This window comes from Edaphobacter modestus, assembly GCF_004217555.1.
Taxonomy (GTDB): Bacteria; Acidobacteriota; Terriglobia; order Terriglobales; family Acidobacteriaceae; genus Edaphobacter; species Edaphobacter modestus.
Window position 1 is genome coordinate 828,043 of the sequence record NZ_SHKW01000001.1, and the last position, 19,479, is coordinate 847,521.

A 19,479-nucleotide genomic window follows, 5' to 3' on the forward strand; every position below is an offset into this window, starting at 1 on the left:
GTCCGCGCTGTAATAAACGGCAAAACTATCCACTCAAGGCCTGCATAACCTGCACCGGCATGCAGCATTGAGAGACTAATATCCTTGCCGGCAGGCATGGTCTGCCTCTCCGGATAGATGAACAATACGTCACTTGGCACCCTTGATCTATTACATGTTTATGTCAAGCATGATGTTGATGATTTTCGGGGAATTTCAGGAGTTTGGAGCCGCCTATTATCACTCAGCGGTGAACTATACAACGCTCGGCTATGGTGATGTGATCATGTCGCCTTCATGGAAATTGCTGGGACCACTCGAGGCAGCAGATGGATCGCTGATGTTTGGGGTGTCCACCGCGATGATTTTTACCGTCATTCTGCGTTTGATTCAGACTCGATTTGCGGATCTCAGAGACTAAGTAATCGTTGGCGTAGGTGGAAGTCCAAACATCTCATTGCCCACCTATTTCAAAATACGTGCTGACAAATTTGCTCGGATTTGTCGCGATAAGGAATGCAGAGCAAGGAAGGGCTGCGTTTGAGTTGGTTGTGCAGCTCAGGAATGAAATGTTACCGATATTGCGCAGCATCTGAATGATTCCTACAAGGAACATGTAATTTATTCGGACCACTCACGGTTGCTAGTATCACTCAGTCGAAGAGCTGACATCATCCAGGAGTCTAAGTAATGAGGTATGTATCCGTGGTTAAGGAAGAAACTCAAGCCCCAGATCGTTTAACCGAGACTATCGTCGACAAACTAAACAATCCTTCCACCTCCTCAGATTTCGACTTCCACGAAGGAGTGAATCAAGTTTTGGTAGACGTTGGAATGTCAGCAGCAGACAGCGGCGGGCAACTAACTTTCTATGGCCAAGATCCCATTGTTCCTAGCCGGATCCGGTTTGCAACGATGGCAGGCATAGGCCTTGCTGCCAAAACCATTGCGGCCGCGGCGGTGTGGAGAGACCGAACCGGACAGGGCCAGGACATTCATGTCGACGTTCGCAAAGCCTTTCGACGCTTCGGCGGCTTCTTCGAAGGGATCTGGGAGACCGTGAACGGGCGCTCTCCCGCGATGGGTTTCTTCGACAATAATCCCTTCTTTAAATTTCCACTCTTCCGTGAAACACGCGATGGCCGGCATGTCGTGACTCTGAACTTCTACCCTAAGCTGCATCAACGTGCACTCAACTTCTTCCGATGCAGCGACAGCGTCGAATCACTCGAGAATTCCATTCTGCAGTGGCGTGCAGATGACTTGGAGGCGGCTGCTGCCGAAGAGGGATTAGTCCTTGCCAAAGTTCGTACGTTTGAAGAGTTGCGCGAGGAGTTGCAGTACACCGAAGTGCTCGCAGGGATGCCCCTAATTTCCGTCGAGAAGATCGGTGAAAGCGAGCCCATTCCTTTCAAGCCAGACGCCAAATCTCCACTCGACGGAATTCGAGCCCTCGGAATGGGTCATGTGATTGCTGGCGCGGCAATTGGGCGAGACCTAGCCTTCTATGGTGCCGACGTCCTGAATATCTGGAGGCCCAACGACACCGAAGTTGAGGCCTTCTTTTGGGACGTTCAGGTTGGCATGCGCTCTACCATTCTGGATTCCTCTAAAGAGGATCGCGCCAAGTTCGATGCGTTACTCAAGGATGCCGACATCTTCTTCGCAAACAAGCGCCCTGGCTATTTGAATTCCCACGGACTGGATGCGGAAGAGTTATGTGCAAAAAAGCCCGGACTGATCCACGCCACCGTCGTTCTTCACGGAGAAAAGGGGCCGTGGTCGAATCGACCGGGGTTTGATGAGATTGGTGCAACGGTGTCGGGTCTCTTTGCCCTCGAAGGGTCGCTCACCAGCCCGAAGCAGCCGCCCATTGTACCCATCTGCGACAACGTTGTGGGTTGGCTCGGCACTGTGGGCGTTCTCGCAGCGCTGCGCAGGCGAGCCGTGGAGGGAGGAAGCTACAAGGTCGTTGTCTCGCTCACTCGCACTGTGCTCTGGCAGCTCTCGCTCGGCATCTTCGACAGGGCCTACGCTCATACGACGGCCGGCTCCTCTGAAGAGCACACAAATGTGGCCCCGGATCTGTTCACCGCTGAGACTCCGCTCGGCACGTACCAGGGGCTCGACGAGCAGGTCTATCTGTCCAAGTCTCCTGGGTCGTATCGGACCGTGATCGTTCCGCGAGGAGCGAACAAACCTGAGTGGCTGAGTTGATTCGGATATTTGTATCCCATTTCGAACTGTCAGCAGCTCAGATTTGACAACAGCGCGCTTAGGCGATGGTCGGCGGTTAAGGGAACGAATCGTTGGGTTCCTGGCAACCGGCCTGGGTTTAGTTGAACGGGCATTGATTGCACTTTGAAGAAGAGAGAACAACATGAATTCCGGAAAACTCTACATTCTCCAGTTCCGACCAGGCGGCGAAATCATCGAGATGGATCCCGATGGTAGCAATCGCCGCACTCTGCTTGGGAATCTGCTCGACAACGTAGACGGAATCGTTATCGACAAGAGGACCAAGACGTTGTACTGGACAAACATGGGACCGGCAATGGGTCCACGTGAAGGTGATTTTTTTCAGGCTGACGGTTCGATCGAGTGCATCGGGCTAAACGGCGCCAATCGTCGTATGTTGGTCGGTCATGGTCTCACGGTGACGCCCAAGCAGGTAGCCGCCGACTTCGGCGCGGGATTCTTGTATTGGTGTGATCGCGAGGCCATGCGCGTGATGCGCTCGAACTTCGACGGTTCGAACGTGACTGTTCTTGTTCGCAACGGTGTGTTCCCTGCCGATTCGCAGGATGTTATGCGTCACTGCGTCGGCATTGCCGTTGATCCGGTGAACCGCTATATCTACTGGACGCAAAAGGGGCCACCGGATGGTGGCAAGGGGCGCATCTTCCGAGCCGGGCTTGAAATTCCGGCGAATCAGCAGCCCGAGAACCGCACGGATATCGAACTGCTGATCGATCACTTGCCTGAGCCGATCGATCTCGAACTCGACACCAAAAATAACCTTCTCTACTGGACTGACCGAGGCAATCTCGATGGCGGCAACTCGCTAAACCGTGCCCGTATCGGTACCAAGCAACTGGAAAACCACGAAGTACTCGCGACTGGACTGCAGGAAGGTATTGGACTTGCCATCGATCACGCCAATCAGCGTGCGTTTACGACAGAACTCGGTGGAGAAGTTCGCGTAGCCCCGCTCGAAGCCAAAGCGCAATTCACCACGATCGCAAAGTTAGGGATTCTAACTGGAATTGCCTACGTTGCGTAAGCGGCGAGGCTCGTCTTCCTGGTCTTCTAAACCGCGACCTTCGAGCCGGGATGGAATCCGGATGAAGCACGCGTATTGAACGTCCAATCGAGGAGAATATGAAAAATGATCTCAATGTAAGAACAGTCGGTATCGTGGGTTGTGGGCTGATCGGGATGAGCTGGGCGGCTTACTATCTCGCGAAAGGATTTGCGGTGCGCGCAACCGATCCCGTGGCCAACGCCGAGGAGAAGTTGCGCGCGTATATCGATAGCGCATGGACGCTGTTGGAGGAAATGGGTCTTGAGCCAGGCGCCGATAAGAACAACCTGAGGTTTTCCACGAATCTGAAGGAGTCTCTGAGAGGCGTCGACTTTGTCCAGGAAAACGGTCCAGAGCGGGTAGATCTCAAGCTCAAGCTCTTCAAAGACATTTCTGACGCTGTTGGCCCCGATGTCATCATTGCGAGTAGTTCTTCGGGCATTCCTGTTTCGGATTTCCAAACTGAGGCGACCAACCCGGCGCGTATCCTGCTTGGGCATCCTTTCAACCCACCACACGTCGTCCCGCTGGTCGAAGTCGTCGGAGGCAAGCTAACATCCGCTGAGAACGTTACACGTGCTGTCAAATTCTATGCACAGATCGGCAAGAAGCCGATTCGCATGAAGAAGGAAATGAAAGGTCATATCGCGAACCGCATTCAGGCCGCGGTGTTCCGTGAGGTGCTCTATTTGCTGGATCAAGATGCGGCCAGCCTGGCCGACATCGACATCGCTATGGCACACGGTCCTGGGCTGCGATGGGCCATCCTCGGCCAGTTCATGAACGCGAATCTGGGCGGTGGAGACGCGGGAATCAAACATCTCCTCGAGCATCTCGGTCCAGCGATGGAAGGTTGGTGGGCGGATCTCGGTCGCATCGAGCACGTAACTCCGCAGATGGCTGAGAAGGCCGAAGCTGGAATCAATGAGATTCTCAAGGTACACACGGCCAACGACATTGCAGCGGCGCGTGACAATGTATTGTTGCAGACACTCAAGGCAAAGGTTGCAGACAAAAGGCTGCCGTACTGAGTACTCATCTCATTCCACAAGTGGGAAGACCTTGAGCCAAGTACAGCCATCGCAGCTCGAACCTGGGCTGCGATGGCCGGATCGCTCTGCAACTGATATGACCGATGTTGTTCCGTCAACTCAAAGCAAGTTCGGTGGACCTACGCCCACTCAGGGAGAGGCAATTCAAGCGGCACCAATCTGCCGGACGTCCTTCCCCTCTAGCAGGTTCGCATGTACGATCGCGCTCTGCCTCGCGTTAGCAGGGATCATCGCTGATCCGACAACGTGTCATGCGCAGTCGCCGTCGGCCAGTACCCGTGCCACGTCCGAGAATGCAATGACGCCTGATGTGCATGCGGCTCAGAACGATATCGCCAACCCAACTTATGACAATGATCCGATCGAAGAGAAAACTACGCCTTCCCGCGCGAATGCAACTGACTCTTGGGGTCCAGTTCCAACAAAAAAAGCTTCTGTTGCTAATTTGGCACCCTACCTCCTGCCATACTTCAACAACGGACCCGTGTTCGGGCTGCCAGGAACCGACTCGAGAGATTTCCGCTATCGCACTCAATTGAGTGGTGATTGGGGCGGGCTGCGAACAGATCTAGCTCGTTATGGATTTTTCTTTGATCTTTTCTCAACGAGTGCATATCAAGACGTAGCGTCAGGTGGTCTCAAAACCGGAAGCGCCTTCATAGAAAACACCCAGCTCTCGATCAATGTGGATACCGGGCGCGCGGGACTCTGGCCGGGCGGCGTATTCCACATCACCTTGGAAGCCAGGAATGGAAGCTCTTCACCGCAGAATACTTTTACCGTGGGCTCCATCGTGCCTCAGTACACCGGGCTGGCCTTCCCAGGTCCCTTCTTCGTCCATGATGTCCTCCCCACGGAGTATTTCCTATTTCAGTCTCTGACGCCGAAATTCTCCGTCATCTTGGGAAAGGTCAACGTGCTCACCCACGCCGACCAGACCTTTTTCGGCAACAGCTACAAGTACGACTTCGCCAACCTAAACTTCAACAAGAATCCGATGGCCCTCAATTTTTACAACACCACTTCGTTGGCAGCGATTGGGGTGTGGACGCCGTCAAAATGGCTAACCACTGCTGCCGGCGTGTTCGATCCCAATAGCCAGGCGGATAATTTGGCCACGAATGCCTTCGATCGGGTAAACATCTATGGCATCACAATCTTTTCATACAAGATCCGCAACTTATCGGGCAAATCCTGGGGGCAGGCCAACTGGACGAACAAGCCGAAAATCGATTTGACGTCACCATTTGGGCAGTTGTCGCCGTCGGAAGTTCCGCAGGCTGTCGGAGTTCTGTTGGGGACTCCTTCAGCTCAGGCTTTGCCCATCAACTATAAGGGTAAGAGTTGGGTCACGATCGGAAACTTTTCGCAGTATCTCTTTGTGAAAGATCAGCCTGCGGCGGTCGCTGAGAAACTCGGGAGCGGCCAGGAGCTCAGAGGAATTGGTCTGTTCGGACGCATCGGATATGCCCCAGAGCACACCAACCCTATCACGCGTGATGCGAGCGTAGCGTTGTTTGCCTATGGCCTCTCTGATCACAGGCCCAATGACAGTTTTGGATTGGGAATCTATCACAATGGAATCAGTCAGCCTTTGAAAAATGACTTCAAGCGGCTCACCGGAGCCGCAGCCACTGTGAAAAACGAGAATGGGCTCGAGGTCTCCTACGATTTCGCGATCACTCCGGCGATCAGGCTGATTCCAAGTTATCAGCACATCTGGAACCCTATGACCGCCGGGGTGGCAAAGAATGAACACGGCGCGGACGTATTTCTTCTTCGCTCGAGTTTGATATGGTGAGAGAAGATCGTTCGGTCGGGAGTTGTATCTACTGCGCAGAGAGGATCAAATGCTGAAACAATCTCCAACATTTTCGACAATTCGTACACCTTCCTCCTATCCGGCATCGCACAAGCGTTACCTTCTAGTCGAGCGTGAGAGCGCAAAGGCCGAGACCTGACCGACGGGAATGCCACGCGACGCTCCTGTGACGAGCGCTGTCTTGTTTTCGAGGGTGCCATTTCCTGTAGCCGGAATCTAGAAATCTCAAGGTCAGGCAGTGATTTTGCGTAACCGCGTGATGGCTTCCCTGCTCAGCAGCCACATTTGTTGGAACGGTCGCTCTAACGAGGCCCAATTTAAGGGCTCTGTTGCATTAACTGGCGCACACGCGACTCGCCCTTACAGATGCTGCAGATCAGGCAGCAACATCGAACAGCTTGTTGATGAATTTAATTTCGCCAGCGACCTTGGGCTTGCATCATTGGAAACTTCGACGATCCCGGAACAGCCCGACGCGTCACCCAGGCCCGATTACCTGTCGTTGGGTTCGGAGGCGGATATGGGTGGTATGTGGCAGGATCGTCCATTCCATACTTTTACACAAATAACAAAGCAATCGCGACGCTCACGGCAGATCACTTGCTCGATCGAGGGTTCAAGCATTTCGCCTACTGCGGCTACGCAACAAGTCCGATCAATGGCTGATCGCAGGAGCGCCAGGATGCGTTCGAGAGCTACCTACGGAAGGTGCAACGTCCTGCGCTATTTTCAATCGCTTCCCTCGCTCAAACAATAACTGGGCCACTCTGCAGCGTTCCCTGGGAGGGTGGCTGAAGAAACTCCCGAAACCGCTCGGTGTCATGGCGGCGAACGACAACCGTGGGCGACAGGTGCTTGAAGCATGCCGCGCATATGACATAGCGGTTCCCGACGAGGTTGCGGTCGTGGGTGTCGATAACGATGAACTCTTGTGTCGCTTGAGCAGCCCGCCCCTCAGCAGTGTGGAGCAAGGTGCCAAAGGAATAGGCTACGCCGCGGCAGCGCTGCTCGACCAAATGATACAGGGCCACAATTCCCGGAAGCGTCAATATGTCTCCGACCCTACAACCGTTGTGACGCGGCAGTCGACGGATATATTGGCGATAGACGATCCAAAAGTTGCCCAGGCAATGGCATTCATCCGTGACCACTCGTCGGAGGGGATCAAGGTCCCGCAGGTCGTTAACGCTGTTGCCATCTCTCGTTCCGGGTTGGAGACCCGCTTTGCATGAGCTCTCGGCTATTCTATTCACACCGCAATAGGCCACACCAAGCTCGAACGTGTGAGGCGGCTAGTGACGGAAACGGACATGCCGCTGAAACAAATTGCTTCGGAGAGTGGTTTCAGATCGGTCCAGCATATGACCACTCTTTTCGTAAAATCATTTGGTCAAACACCAGGCATGTATCGCCGCACCTCAACGATTTGAAGACCTCTCATGGAACGGAGCACGTCGTGTTGTTTCGCAACAACTCCAAACATTCGTCTCGACATGTGTTACGGAATTCTATAAATCGATGACTTGATTAGATAAACAACAGCAATTGAACCAGGCTGGCGGTGCTGAGTACTCTGGATTGTGATTGCGCGGAAGGCACGTTTGTTTTTCGATGGATATGAGATCGAGCAATATTGGTTATAAGTACGCCACTTTGAACCAGCACATCTCGAGTGCAGGCGGCTTCGTCAAGTTATATTGAGAAATGACTGTGAACAATCAATTTGCATGCTATCCAAGTTTGCGCGACCGATCTGTCCTCATTACCGGAGGTGCTTCTGGGATCGGGGCGGCCATGGTTGAAGAGTTTGCGCTCCAAGGGGCCAAAGTATCCTTTCTGGATGTGGCGACGGAACCAGCACAGGACCTGATTCGGAGCTTGGAGGGGCGATCTGCCCACGAGCCTCTCTTTGTGCGATGTGACATTACGGATATATGCGCTCTAAAATCAGCAATTCGGCTAGTCGAGGATCGTTTGGGGACGGTTCGGGTTCTTGTAAATAACGCTGCGAATGACGACAGGCATGACGTGAACGAGGTGACACCAGAGTACTGGGATAACCGGATGAACGTGAATCTCCGCCATCACTTCTTCACAATCCAAGCACTCAGCCCTAGCATGAGCTCAGTTGGCGGAGGTTCGGTTATCAATATGAGTTCAATTGCATGGATGATTCCGTCGACTGGCCTGCCGGCCTATGTAACCGCAAAAGCTGCCATTGTTGGGCTAACTCGCGCAATGGCCCATGAACTCGGATCTTCGAATATTCGAGTGAACAGCGTCTTGCCCGGTGCGGTTTTAACCGAACGTCAAAGGCGGCTTTGGTGGACCCCGGAGTATGAAGCGGAAATCATGGAGAGACAAGCATTGAATGCAAGCCTGCTTCCTAGCGACGTCGCACGAATGGTCTTGTTCCTTGCCGCGGATGACAGTTCGGCAATCACAAATCAGAGTTTCATCGTCGATAGTGGTTGGGTCTAAGTTCGGGCCGCACCGCGAATATGTCTTGGGCTCCCGAAGCAGCGGCCGCGACGTTGCGGCAAATCATGGAGGACATACAATGACTGCGCGATGCTCGCAGCACCAGCAACGGTTGTTTGCTTCAGGTCAAGCTACAACCATGACTCTCTTCTCTACTGCCACCATCAATTGCATATAGATTACGGCTTCATGCAGTTGATCAAGCACGTTTGACTAAGAGCAGATGTAACAGCGGTTCAGGACGCACAAAATGCTAGCAAACAAGACAACTATAGCGCTCTCTACGGTCGCACTTTTAGCAGGCATTATTGGGGGTCCCTCGACGCCTATTGCCGCCGCTCGCACACCTTCCACATCAAAAGATTCCATCCAGGATTGGCCAAGCTATGGAGGACAGCCTGCAAATGACCATTACTCGCCACTAAAGCAAGTCAACAAGAGCAACGTTTCGAAGCTCAAGGTTGCCTGGACCTACGATACCGGCGAAGACGGTGGCATGGAGACCAACCCACTGGTGGTCGGAAAGGTACTCTACTCCTACACTCCATCCCAAAAAGTGATCGCGTTAGATTCAGCAACCGGAAAACTCTTGTGGAGGTTCGATTCCGGGATTACTGCCGAACAGCCCACTCGCGGACTCTCATATTGGACCGATGGGAAGCAGGGCCGACTGTTCGCCGGGATCATGAATTATCTTTATGCGCTTGACCCGAAGACAGGAAAACCAATTGCCGATTTTGGGGAAGCCGGTCGCATCGATTTACGAAAGGGTCTTCGCGGCGACTACCATCTCCAGTCGATCGCGTTGACCACACCCGGAATTATCTATAAGGACCTGATCATTGTTGGTGGTGAGATGCCGGAGACCCTGCCGGCGGCGCCGGGTGACATTCGTGCCTACGACGTCCATACTGGCGCGACTCGATGGACGTTCCACACGATCCCGCATCCGGGCGAGTTTGGATACGAAACCTGGCCTGCAGACGCCTGGCAACATTCGGGCGCTGCCAACAACTGGTCGGGAATGAGCCTCGATATCGAAAGAGGAATCGTCTACGTTCCTACCGGGTCGACAGCATTTGATTTCTACGGAGGCGATCGACTCGGTAACAACCTGTTCGCCAACACGCTGTTGGCGCTCGATGTCAACACGGGCAAAAGGATATGGCATTTTCAGGGCGTTCATCATGACATTTGGGATAGAGACTTTCCTTCTGCTCCGTCGCTAGTGACTATTCGTCACAACGGAAAGAACATCGATGCAATAGCCCAAACGACAAAGCAGGGATTTCTCTACCTCTTCGACCGCTCTACAGGCGCGCCTCTGTTTCCGATCGAGGAACGGAAGTATCCAGCGAGTACGGTACCGGGAGAAATAGCTTCGCCGACACAACCTCATCCGTTGAAGCCGGAGCCATACGCACGCCAGATTCTGACGGAGGATATGCTGACGAACCGTACACCCGAGGCTCATGCTTGGGCAGTTCAGCAATTTCGGACATTCCGTAGCGAAGGTCAATTTGTGCCCTTCGGCCTCAATAAGCAGACTGTCATTTTTCCCGGCTTCGACGGTGGTGCCGAGTGGGGTGGTCCCGCAGTAGACGTTAAGACCGGGGTCATCTACATCAACGCCAACGAGATGGCCTGGACAGGAGGCCTCCAGCAAAATGACACTGCAAGGAGCCCGGGTGAAGCAATCTACCGCAGCCAATGCAGCGTCTGTCATGGAGCAGACCGAAGCGGTTCGCCTCCGGGATTCCCGTCTCTTGTTGAAATAGAAAAACGTCTCTCAGACGACCAGATCAAATCCGTCGTCCATCACGGCAAGGGCAGGATGCCCACCTTCCCGAACCTGAGCGATTCGCAACTCGACCAGTTGTTAGCGTTTTTGAAAAACCCGACAGCCACACCCGATGACCCTTCAGGCGACAAAAAGGAGATGGAATCTCTTGCCGCGGCTTCCACAGAATCAGATGCACTCGGCGGAAAGGTCTACCAACAACGATGTGCGATCTGCCACGGGGACAAACGCGAAGGTAACCCTCCATCATTCCCCATGCTCATCGGAGTTGGCGGACGGCTTTCGCGACAGCAAATCGTAAATGTCATCCATCAGGGTCGAGGCAGAATGCCGGGATTCTCAAATCTTGGATCCGACAATCTGAACGCCCTTCTCCGCTTCCTCGGTGCGCTCGACATTAACGCGCCGATACACAAGGCCGGTCCACAATACAGCTTTACTGGCTATCGGAAGTTCCTCGACCCCGATCATTATCCAGCGATTGCTCCTCCCTGGGGAACGTTGAACGCGATTGATCTGAATACAGGTGAATATCTTTGGAAGGTCCCTCTAGGCGAGTATCCGGACCTGGCCGCCAAAGGAATGAAGAACACCGGATCGGAAAACTATGGAGGGCCGATTGTTACCGCCGGCGGCGTTGTGTTCATCGGCGCCAGCCTCTACGACTACAAGTTTCATGCGTTCGACGCCAGTTCAGGCAAGCTGTTATGGGAAACGAAACTTCCATATGCGGGTAGAGCTACTCCTGCAACTTACATGGTCGATGGTAAGCAATTCGTCGTTGTCGCCACAGGCGGAGGGCGTTACCAGATCGCGCCGGCTAGGGGTGTCTACGTCGCATTCGCATTACCCTAACGCAGCACACCGTCCTGCTCACTCATTTTGAGGATCAATGACCCCAGTAAGGAAGCTGAAGGAGAAAGGAACCAAATATGATTACGCCGATTACCCGTAGAACATTCATGCGTGCAGGCGCCGCCAACTTTGTGGGCGTCACCATTGCCAATTCGCTCACGTCCCCTCTATGGGCCGAGCCGCTTGTGACTTATCCGGGAATCCAACTCTACACTATCGACAAAGAGCTCAAAGCCGACGTCGACGGAACACTGAAGACCATTCACACAATTGGCTATAACGAAGTAGAAGGGGCTGGTTTTGCGGGACTGTCTGCAAAGCAGTTTCGAGTGGCTCTAGATAACGCAGGCCTAAAGTGCAACAGCACTCACTTCTTCAATTTTGGCGATGGCAATCCATCCGTCATTTTCGATCAGGCAAACACCCTGGGAGTTCGATATGTGGTCAGCTCGTTCCTCGGAAAGTTCGGTAACGGAACGGGGGGGCGAGGCAGGTCCAGAAGAATACAAGGCGATGGCGGAGTTCTTCAACCAACTGGGCACGTCCGCAAAGAAGACTGGCCTTCAGCTTGCTTATCACAACCACAATACTGAGTTCAAAGATCTGGGCCAAGGAAAGGGCTCTGTTGCATTAACTAGGGCCGTGTATGGTGAGAGGTGAGTCGAGGAGTGCAGCAGATGTCCATCTTCAAGCGCCTCCGATTTCCGGTCGAAATCATCCTGGTATGCGTACGGTGGTATTGCAAGTACGGCATCACATATCGCGATCTTTCGGAGATGATGCAAGAGCGCGGAGTTGAGGTCGACGCCTCGACAATCTTCCGGTGGATGCAGCGTTACGCGCCTGAGCTCGAAAAGCGCATCCGTTGGTATCAAGGCTACCGCTCGAGCTCCTGGCGGGTGGACGAAACATATGTCAAGGTCGGTGGAGAGTGGAAGTACTTGTTCCGCCGTCGACAAGCATGGCCGGTTGATCGACTTCATGCTGCTGGACCGCCGTAACACGTGCGCGGCACACCGCTTCCTGGGCCAGGCACTGAAGACGATGCGCAACTGGCCGCCGCATTCGATCACAACCGATAAGCTGGGCTCCTATCCCAAGGCGATTGGCGCGCTGCAGCACGAAGGCAAGTTGCCACAGGACACGAAGCACCGCACGTCGAAATATCTAAACAACATCATTGAGGCAGATCACGGTGGTCTCAAGCGGGTGATCCGTCCCACCCGCGGTTTTCAGACGATGAGAACAGCGTCTGCCACCATCAAGGGATTTGAAGTCATGCGTATGATCCGCCGTCGCCATTGCCTCCTCTGCAAGCCCAAGGTCGCTGGCAAAATTAAATTCATCAACAAGCTGTTCGATGTTGCTGCCTGATCTGCAGCATCTGTAAGGGCGAGTCGCGTGTGCGCCAGTTAATGCAACAGAGCCCCATCTGGAGCGAATATACGTTCCTCCGGCCTTTTCGGACGAAAGCCGTGGATGCATTGGCAGGCACGCTGCTCAGTTTATTCCGGTTCATCTCGCGCAGTAGTTCCACGGCCTCTATAATGCTCCTCGCAGCCGGAACTGCTTGAAATTGAAAAGTCTCGAGCAGCTCAGGGCTATATCTCCGAAGCTGAGGGTAGTGCTCGTCGATCCGAGAAAGTGCACTGAAGTCTTCATCACGTGGGGCCCCGGCGCAGGCAGGCCTATCGTGCTCATCTTTTCATCCCTTTCAGGCCGCCTTGCGGAAGTGAGAAACATTCGCCAAAGCGGAATGCCTCCAGAGCGCCGTTTCTTGACAGCCGTGTTCGGTAACCCCTATAGTTCCACCTGCGGTAACGTACACGGTTATATTCCAGTCTGCGCTTGCTTTCTTCCGGAAGCGAACGCAACTCTACTTCTGGCTCTTTCCGAGGCCTTTGCATGTTGCAGGATCAGATTTCCAACCAACAGACGACCGCATCCGCCCTCTTTCCGCCGGGACAACTGAAACTTCCCTCAGCCCCGTCCTCCGAGCAGGGAGAAGTCAAGGCGTGGAGCGAGTCGGTCGATATGATCACCTACGTACCGGCGGAGCCGGACACGAATCCGCTGTTTCTGGAGAAGCGCGTCTACCAGGGCAGCAGTGGCCGCGTGTATCCGCTGCCAGTGATCGATTCAATCGATACAGAGCCACAGTCGCGCTCCTGGCAGGCGGTTCACATCGAGAACGAGTTCCTGCGTTTGATGGTTATGCCGGAGATCGGTGGACGCATTCACATTGGACTGGACAAGCGAACAGGCTACGACTTCTTCTATCGTCAGAACGTCATCAAACCTGCGCTCGTGGGTCTCACGGGTCCGTGGATATCCGGCGGCGTGGAGTTCAACTGGCCCCAGCACCACCGGCCCGCCACATTTATGCCCGTTGAAGTTTCAATCGAGCGCTCGCCGGACGGCGCCGTCACAGTTTGGTGCAGCGATCACGACCCGATGGCACGCATGAAAGGCATGCACGGCGTCTGCCTTTATCCCGGTAAAGCGTACGTGGAGGTCAAGGTCAGGCTATACAACCGCACAACGGATACGCAGACCTTTCTCTGGTGGGCGAACGTCGCCACCCGTGTTCACGAGAAGTATCAATCGTTCTTCCCGCATGACGTGCGTTTCGCCGCCGATCATGCCAAGCGCGCTGTTACGGAGTATCCGCTGAGCCAGGACCTTTACTATGGCGTGGATTACGGCGAGCGTGTGCGGACGGGCGTGCCCTCACATGAGCTTCCTTCGCGCTTTGTGCCCGACGGCTCCTACTCGGCGAACGATCTGGGCTGGTATGCCAACATTCCAGTGCCGACCAGCTACATGATCGTCGGCTCCCGCGACGACTTCTTCGGCGGGTACGATCACGCAGCCGACGCCGGCATTGTAGCAGTCGCCAACCACCACATCTCTCCCGGGAAAAAGCAGTGGACGTGGGGTAACCACGACTTCGGCTATGCATGGGACCGCTGTCTGACGGACAGCGATGGACCGTATGTCGAACTGATGTCGGGGGTTTATACCGATAATCAGCCAGACTTCAGCTTTCTGGCGCCCGGCGAGACGAAAACCTTCAGCCAGTTCTGGTATCCGGTCAGCACCATAGGGCCTCCGGACCTTGCCAATCTGAATGGCGCGCTCCGCCTCGAAACGGATGCCGGGAACGTCACAATTCATGTTCAGGTTACTTCCGATCGTCCCGACGCTACAGTGGCGCTATTCCGTAACGGTGTCGAAGCTGCACGCTGGACGGACGAGCTTTCCCCGAAGGAAGCCCGTCATTACCTCATGCCTGTATCCGATTCCACGGAGGCACTGGAAGTCCGGGTTTCGCAGGGAGACAACGTCTTGCTGCGCTATGCTCCTGCGGAAATTGTGCCGGTCGAGAAGCCCGATGTAGCCACCGAGCCTCCGTTACCTGAGGACGTCGTCAGCAGCGATGAGTTGTACCTCAACGGTCTTCATCTGGAGCAGTATCGGCATCCCACCCGCGCCGCGGAGCCGTACTGGCTGGAGGCGGTGCGTCGCGATCCGGGCGACAGCCGCTCCAATCACGCGCTCGGCCGGTCCCACATGCGCCGCGGTGAATTCGCAGTAGCGGAGCGGTATCTGCGCACGGCGATTGCGCGCCTGACCAGGCGCAACCCAAACCCGAGCGACGGCGAGCCGCACTACAACTTCGGTCTCACTTTGCAGTTCCTGGGCCGAACTGCCGACGCCTATGACACCTTCTACAAATGCACATGGAACGCGGCGTGGCGCGGCCCTGGATATCACCGGCTTGCGGAGATCGACTGCACCCGGAAGGAGTGGGCAAAGGCTCTCGATCATCTTGACCGCTCTTTGTCGGCGGAAGCGGACAATCTTAATGCCCTCAACCTGAAGGCCATCGTTCTGCGTCGCCTGGAGCGTACAGATGAAGCCGCAAGCCTCATTGCCCAGATCCGGTCGCTCGATCCTCTGGACGTAACTAGCCGCTTCCTGGAATCCGGTAACGTGGCAGGAGACGCACCGCAGCAGATCGACCTCGCCTTCGACTTCATGCGCGCGGGCCTGTTAGAAGAGGCATTGGAGGTACTGCGCGCCGAACGTCCTGGCAACAATGACGGCGGCGCCACTATTCGTCTGTATGCCACGGCCGATGTACTGCAGCAGCTCTGCCGCGACGCGGAGGCTGCTGTGTCGCGTCAGCAGGCTGCGGCGGCCGATCCGGCATATGTCTTTCCGAGCCGCCTGGAAGAGATGCTTCTGCTGGAGCGAGCCATCCGTGCGAATCCGGTGGACGCACACGCACACTACTATCTGGGCAACCTACTCTATGACCGCCGGCGCTACGATGAGGCGATCGCGCAATGGGATCGCGCGGCCGCGCTTGATCCTAAGTTCCCGATCACGTGGCGAAATCTGGGGTTCGCGCGCTTCAATGTGCTACACGATGCGAAGGGAGCGGCAGCCGCGTTTGCCCACGCACGCGAGCTTGCACCGAACGATGCGCGTATCGCTTACGAGCAGGATCAGTTGCTGAAGCGCGTTGGCACTCCTTTGGAAGAACGCCTGAAGAACCTAACGGCGCACATGGACTTGGTGGAGCAGCGCGACGATCTCTCCGTCGAGTTCGCTTCCCTGCTCAATAGCACGGGACAACCCGAGCGGGCACTGGATCTGTTGCTGGATCGCAGCTTTGGCCCGTGGGAGGGCGGAGAGGGCCAGGTGTTGGCGCAGTATGTCCGTGCCAACATTCTGCTTGCGCAACAGGCACTCGCACAGGGCCACGCAACGGCTGCGGTCGAGCTTCTGCAGAAGGCGGGTAACCCGCCGGAGAATCTCAACGAAGCCAAGCACCTGTTGATGAATCTCAGCATGATCGACTACTGGATGGGCGCTGCGCTCACCGCAGAAGGCGACCGTGACCGCGCCATCGGGCACTGGGAGCGTGGTGCCCGCCAGAAGAGCGACTTCCAGCAGATGCAGGTACAGCCTATCTCAGAGACCACCTACTGGAGCGCCATGGCGCAGCGTGCTCTTGGCCGTGAGATGGAAGCAGCCGAGCTCTTCCGTGCCATTGACGCCTATGCCTGCAAACTGGAAGCAGACATAGCGAAGATCGACTACTTTGCAACATCGTTGCCCGCCATGCTGCTCTTCCACGAAGACCTGAAGGAGCGCCAGGATATCACAGCACGATTCCTGCACGCACAGGCTCAGCTTGGACTTGGCAACAAGGACAAGGCAAAGCGGCTGCTGAGCGAGGTGCTTTCGATGGACCACAGCCACATCGGCGGGATTGATCTTCTCACCACTATTTCCAGAGACGAAAGCTGACCCATGCAAGGGCCACCCATCACCACGATGAACTCCTCGTTCGTATCCGCGGAACGCAGCGCCTATGCCTGGGGCATCGCATTTGTCGCCGCTCTCGGGGGCCTTCTCTTTGGCTATGACTGGGTGGTGATCGGCGGTGCGCGTGAGTTCTACGAGACATATTTCCACCTCATCTCGCCTGCCCTGATTGGCTGGGTAAACAGTTGCGCACTTGTCGGGTGCCTTGTCGGTTCACTGGCCGCAGGCTACCTGGCCGAGCGCTTCGGCCGCCGACCGGTTCTGCTGGCGTCGGCTATTCTGTTCGCAGCCTCCTCCGGACTTACCGGATGGTCATACTCGCTGATCGCGTTTATCATGTGGCGCATTGTCGGTGGCGTCGCAATCGGACTTGCCTCCAACGTCTCGCCGCTGTACATCGCGGAGATCAGCCCGGCGGATCTCCGCGGGCGGCTGGTAAGCCTAAATCAGTTTGCTATTGTTGTCGGTATCCTGCTGGCGCAGATTGTGAACTGGCTAATCGCTCGGCCGGTTCCCGCAGGTTTGACTCCAGAACAACTGCTTTCCACTTGGAATGTGCAGTACGGATGGCGATGGATGTTTACTGCCGTGGTGGCGCCGGCACTCATCTTCACAGTGGCTTCTTTCTACATCCCAGAGAGTCCGCGCTGGTTGCTCACGCGCGCCCGCAGGCAGGAGGCGAGCAGCGTGCTCACGAAGATCGGTGGCGCCTTCTATGCGCATGCGGAGATTGCCAATATCGAATCGACGATCGCCGAAGAGTGTGCCTTGGCCCAGTCAAGCTGGGCGGAGCTGCTGCGCCGTCCTGTCCGGCGCATTGTTCTCATTGGCATCGCCCTGGCTGTGCTGCAGCAGTGGACCGGTATCAACGTGCTGTTCAACTATGCCTCGGACGTATACCGCAGCGCCGGGTACGGCGCCAATGACATTCTGCTTAATATTGTGATCACGGGCGGCATCAATCTGATCTTTACGATATTTGCAATGCTGCTGGTGGACCGGCTTGGTCGCCGCTGGCTGATGCTTCTTGGATGCATCGGCATTGGCGTGTCTCATCTGCTCTGCGCTTTGGCGTACGCTGAACACTGGAAGGGCGCAGCGATACTGGTGCTCACGTTAAGCGCGATTGCTTGTTATGCACTGACGCTGGCTCCTGTCACGTGGGTGCTGATTGCGGAGATCTTCCCGAACAGGGTACGTTCTCAGGCGGTCTCGGTGGCGGTCAGCGCCCTATGGCTGGCATCGTTCGCATTGACGTATACCTTCCCCATGCTCAACCAGGCGTTGGGCACCGGTGGAATCTTCCGTACATACGGAGTCATTTGCCTGCTGGGCTGGGCGCTTGTTTTCTACTTCGTTCCGGAAACAAAAGGGCGCAGTTTGGAGGATATTACGCAACTGATGGCCCGGCGGTAGAAGAGCGCAACCGTCGGAACAAAGTAGAGGGCAAACGCAAAGCAGAATACCAAAGCCCCCGGGGGCCTTTCCTTCCACCTGTGAAGCTTTTCAGTGCGCGCCGCTGCAGTGTCCACGGGGACGTTGCAGATGGCCATCTAATGAGTGAGACAATGTGTTGCAACGATTCATCCAGGTATAGCTATGTCGGATACGAAGGGATCTTCTGGGATCAAGGAAATTGCGCGCGCGTTGAATGTGTCAATTGGGACGGTCGACCGGGCGCTGCATGGGCGTGCCGGCGTCAGCGAAAAGACAAAGACGCGCGTCTTGCAGATGGCCGAACGCATCGGCTATAAGCCGAATCTCGCGGCACAGGCGTTGAAGCTGAATCGAAAACTTTCGATTGCGGCGATTCTTCCCAAACATATCTCCCACTTCTTCGATCCCGTGCGCGCGGGGATTTGTGCGGCGGCAGCGGCAACAGTTGGCATGCAGGTGTCACTGGAGTTTCATGAATACCCGCGTCTCGGCGTGGGGGATGTGGACGCCTTCAAACGCGCAACGGAGCGGCATTATGACGGCATCATCTTCCTGCCGGGCGATACGCGTAAATTCGATTCGCTGATCCGGACACTGTCGCGCAATGGGACCGCAATGATGTGCGTGGGCAGCGATGCCCCGAACACAGACCGCATGGGCTCCGTGGCCGCACATGCCTATGTCAGCGGCGCCATTGCGGCCGAGTTGCTGGCGATGAAGCTACCGCAGAGATCCACGGTCGCTGTTTTCAGCGGTGATCTGTTCACCATGGACCACGCCGAAAAGTTGCGTGGCTTTGCTGCCACGCTGGCAGTGCAGGCTCCCCACCTGATGCTTCTGCCCGCGCTAGAAAGTCACGAGCAGCCGAAGCAGGCGTATCAGCAGGCGCTTGCGCTGATGAAGGGCAAGGACCGCCCACAGGGGCTATATCTAAGTACGGCGAACAGCATGCCTGTGCTGAAGGCGCTGGATGAGCTGAGCCTCCTGGGCAAGGTCCAGATCGTCACGACCGATCTCTTTCAGGAGCTGATACCGCTCATCGAATTTGGGAAGGTGATGGCGACGCTTTATCAGCGGCCCTATACGCAGGGTAAGGTCGCCTTCGAGACGCTGATGCGGCATCTGCGAGGCGATGATAAGTCGCATCCGTCAATACGGCTTGCACCGCATGTCATCTTCCGCAGCAATTTGCCTCTTTTCTCCAGTCAGATCATCGATACAGACGAAGAGGAGGAGGTAGAGACAAAGATGCCCAAAGGATAGGGCAATCTGGTCCTCATTCGCACGATGCTTTCCAGTCGCCACTATATTCTGCAATCTGAAGAACTCGCCGTAGAGGTCCGCCCAGACGAAGGCGGACGAATCTCGTCCCTGAGAAGCCTCTTTTCTGGGCTTGAATTTCTTACGC

13 protein-coding genes and 1 pseudogene are annotated in these 19,479 nt (G+C 55.5%); all 14 read left to right on the forward strand.

Annotated features, from left to right (window positions below; genetic code table 11):
• Nucleotides 1-133 precede the first annotated feature (133 nt).
• The 14 genes and pseudogenes from BDD14_RS03450 (at nt 134) to BDD14_RS03515 (ending at nt 19,334) form a co-directional block, all read left to right on the forward strand.
• Entirely contained in the window at nt 134-400 is a 267-nt protein-coding gene (locus BDD14_RS03450) for an ion channel (RefSeq protein ID WP_207231683.1), read from the forward strand.
• A gap of 494 nt (nt 401-894) precedes the next feature.
• Complete coding sequence (locus tag BDD14_RS03455) at nt 895-2,196, forward strand: CoA transferase (RefSeq protein WP_207231684.1); 1,302 nt, start codon at nt 895-897, stop codon at nt 2,194-2,196.
• A 163-nt stretch (nt 2,197-2,359) separates the two neighbouring features.
• Entirely contained in the window at nt 2,360-3,262 is a 903-nt protein-coding gene (locus BDD14_RS03460) for a hypothetical protein (RefSeq protein ID WP_130417577.1), read from the forward strand.
• A gap of 98 nt (nt 3,263-3,360) precedes the next feature.
• Nucleotides 3,361-4,314 carry a 3-hydroxyacyl-CoA dehydrogenase NAD-binding domain-containing protein gene (locus BDD14_RS03465; protein ID WP_130417578.1) on the forward strand — a complete coding sequence of 318 codons (954 nt, stop codon included), beginning with the start codon at nt 3,361-3,363 and terminating at the stop codon, nt 4,312-4,314.
• A 319-nt stretch (nt 4,315-4,633) separates the two neighbouring features.
• Nucleotides 4,634-6,136 carry a carbohydrate porin gene (locus BDD14_RS03470; RefSeq protein ID WP_165419909.1) on the forward strand — a complete coding sequence of 501 codons (1,503 nt, stop codon included), beginning with the start codon at nt 4,634-4,636 and terminating at the stop codon, nt 6,134-6,136.
• A 788-nt stretch (nt 6,137-6,924) separates the two neighbouring features.
• The gene (locus BDD14_RS03475) at nt 6,925-7,389 is read left to right on the forward strand and encodes a substrate-binding domain-containing protein (protein ID WP_278045517.1); all 465 of its coding nucleotides are present in this window, start codon (nt 6,925-6,927) and stop codon (nt 7,387-7,389) included.
• A gap of 15 nt (nt 7,390-7,404) precedes the next feature.
• Nucleotides 7,405-7,587 (forward strand): helix-turn-helix domain-containing protein, encoded by a 183-nt coding sequence (locus BDD14_RS34290; RefSeq protein ID WP_130422664.1) that lies wholly within the window; start codon nt 7,405-7,407, stop codon nt 7,585-7,587.
• 274 nt (nt 7,588-7,861) lie between these two features.
• On the forward strand, nt 7,862-8,638 hold the full coding sequence (locus BDD14_RS03485; RefSeq protein ID WP_130417581.1) for an SDR family NAD(P)-dependent oxidoreductase: 777 nt from the start codon (nt 7,862-7,864) through the stop codon (nt 8,636-8,638).
• A 250-nt stretch (nt 8,639-8,888) separates the two neighbouring features.
• Nucleotides 8,889-11,294 carry a c-type cytochrome gene (locus BDD14_RS03490; RefSeq protein ID WP_130417582.1) on the forward strand — a complete coding sequence of 802 codons (2,406 nt, stop codon included), beginning with the start codon at nt 8,889-8,891 and terminating at the stop codon, nt 11,292-11,294.
• A 77-nt stretch (nt 11,295-11,371) separates the two neighbouring features.
• On the forward strand, nt 11,372-11,887 hold the full coding sequence (locus BDD14_RS03495; RefSeq protein WP_130417583.1) for a hypothetical protein: 516 nt from the start codon (nt 11,372-11,374) through the stop codon (nt 11,885-11,887).
• 84 nt (nt 11,888-11,971) lie between these two features.
• Nucleotides 11,972-12,668: pseudogene (locus tag BDD14_RS03500) on the forward strand (IS6 family transposase).
• Between the two features lie 531 nt (nt 12,669-13,199).
• Entirely contained in the window at nt 13,200-16,616 is a 3,417-nt protein-coding gene (locus BDD14_RS03505; protein ID WP_130417584.1) for a DUF5107 domain-containing protein, read from the forward strand.
• Nucleotides 16,617-16,619: 3 nt separating this feature from the next.
• Nucleotides 16,620-18,050, forward strand: a complete 1,431-nt coding sequence (locus tag BDD14_RS03510; RefSeq protein ID WP_130417585.1) for a sugar porter family MFS transporter — start codon at nt 16,620-16,622, stop codon at nt 18,048-18,050.
• 183 nt (nt 18,051-18,233) lie between these two features.
• The gene (locus BDD14_RS03515; protein ID WP_130417586.1) at nt 18,234-19,334 is read left to right on the forward strand and encodes a LacI family DNA-binding transcriptional regulator; all 1,101 of its coding nucleotides are present in this window, start codon (nt 18,234-18,236) and stop codon (nt 19,332-19,334) included.
• Nucleotides 19,335-19,479 lie beyond the last annotated feature (145 nt).

Excerpts from the sequence above, each read along its gene's own strand:
- BDD14_RS03510 (WP_130417585.1), top strand. The coding sequence starts at position 16,620 with ATGCAAGGGCCACCCATCACCACGATGAACTCCTCGTTCGTATCCGCG.
- BDD14_RS03505 (WP_130417584.1), top strand. The coding sequence starts at position 13,200 with ATGTTGCAGGATCAGATTTCCAACCAACAGACGACCGCATCCGCCCTC.
- BDD14_RS03515 (WP_130417586.1), top strand. The coding sequence starts at position 18,234 with ATGTCGGATACGAAGGGATCTTCTGGGATCAAGGAAATTGCGCGCGCG.
- BDD14_RS03490 (WP_130417582.1), top strand. The coding sequence starts at position 8,889 with ATGCTAGCAAACAAGACAACTATAGCGCTCTCTACGGTCGCACTTTTA.
- BDD14_RS03460 (WP_130417577.1), top strand. The coding sequence starts at position 2,360 with ATGAATTCCGGAAAACTCTACATTCTCCAGTTCCGACCAGGCGGCGAA.
- BDD14_RS03495 (WP_130417583.1), top strand. The coding sequence starts at position 11,372 with ATGATTACGCCGATTACCCGTAGAACATTCATGCGTGCAGGCGCCGCC.
- BDD14_RS03485 (WP_130417581.1), top strand. The coding sequence starts at position 7,862 with ATGACTGTGAACAATCAATTTGCATGCTATCCAAGTTTGCGCGACCGA.
- BDD14_RS03470 (WP_165419909.1), top strand. The coding sequence starts at position 4,634 with ATGACGCCTGATGTGCATGCGGCTCAGAACGATATCGCCAACCCAACT.
- BDD14_RS03465 (WP_130417578.1), top strand. The coding sequence starts at position 3,361 with ATGAAAAATGATCTCAATGTAAGAACAGTCGGTATCGTGGGTTGTGGG.
- BDD14_RS03455 (WP_207231684.1), top strand. The coding sequence starts at position 895 with ATGGCAGGCATAGGCCTTGCTGCCAAAACCATTGCGGCCGCGGCGGTG.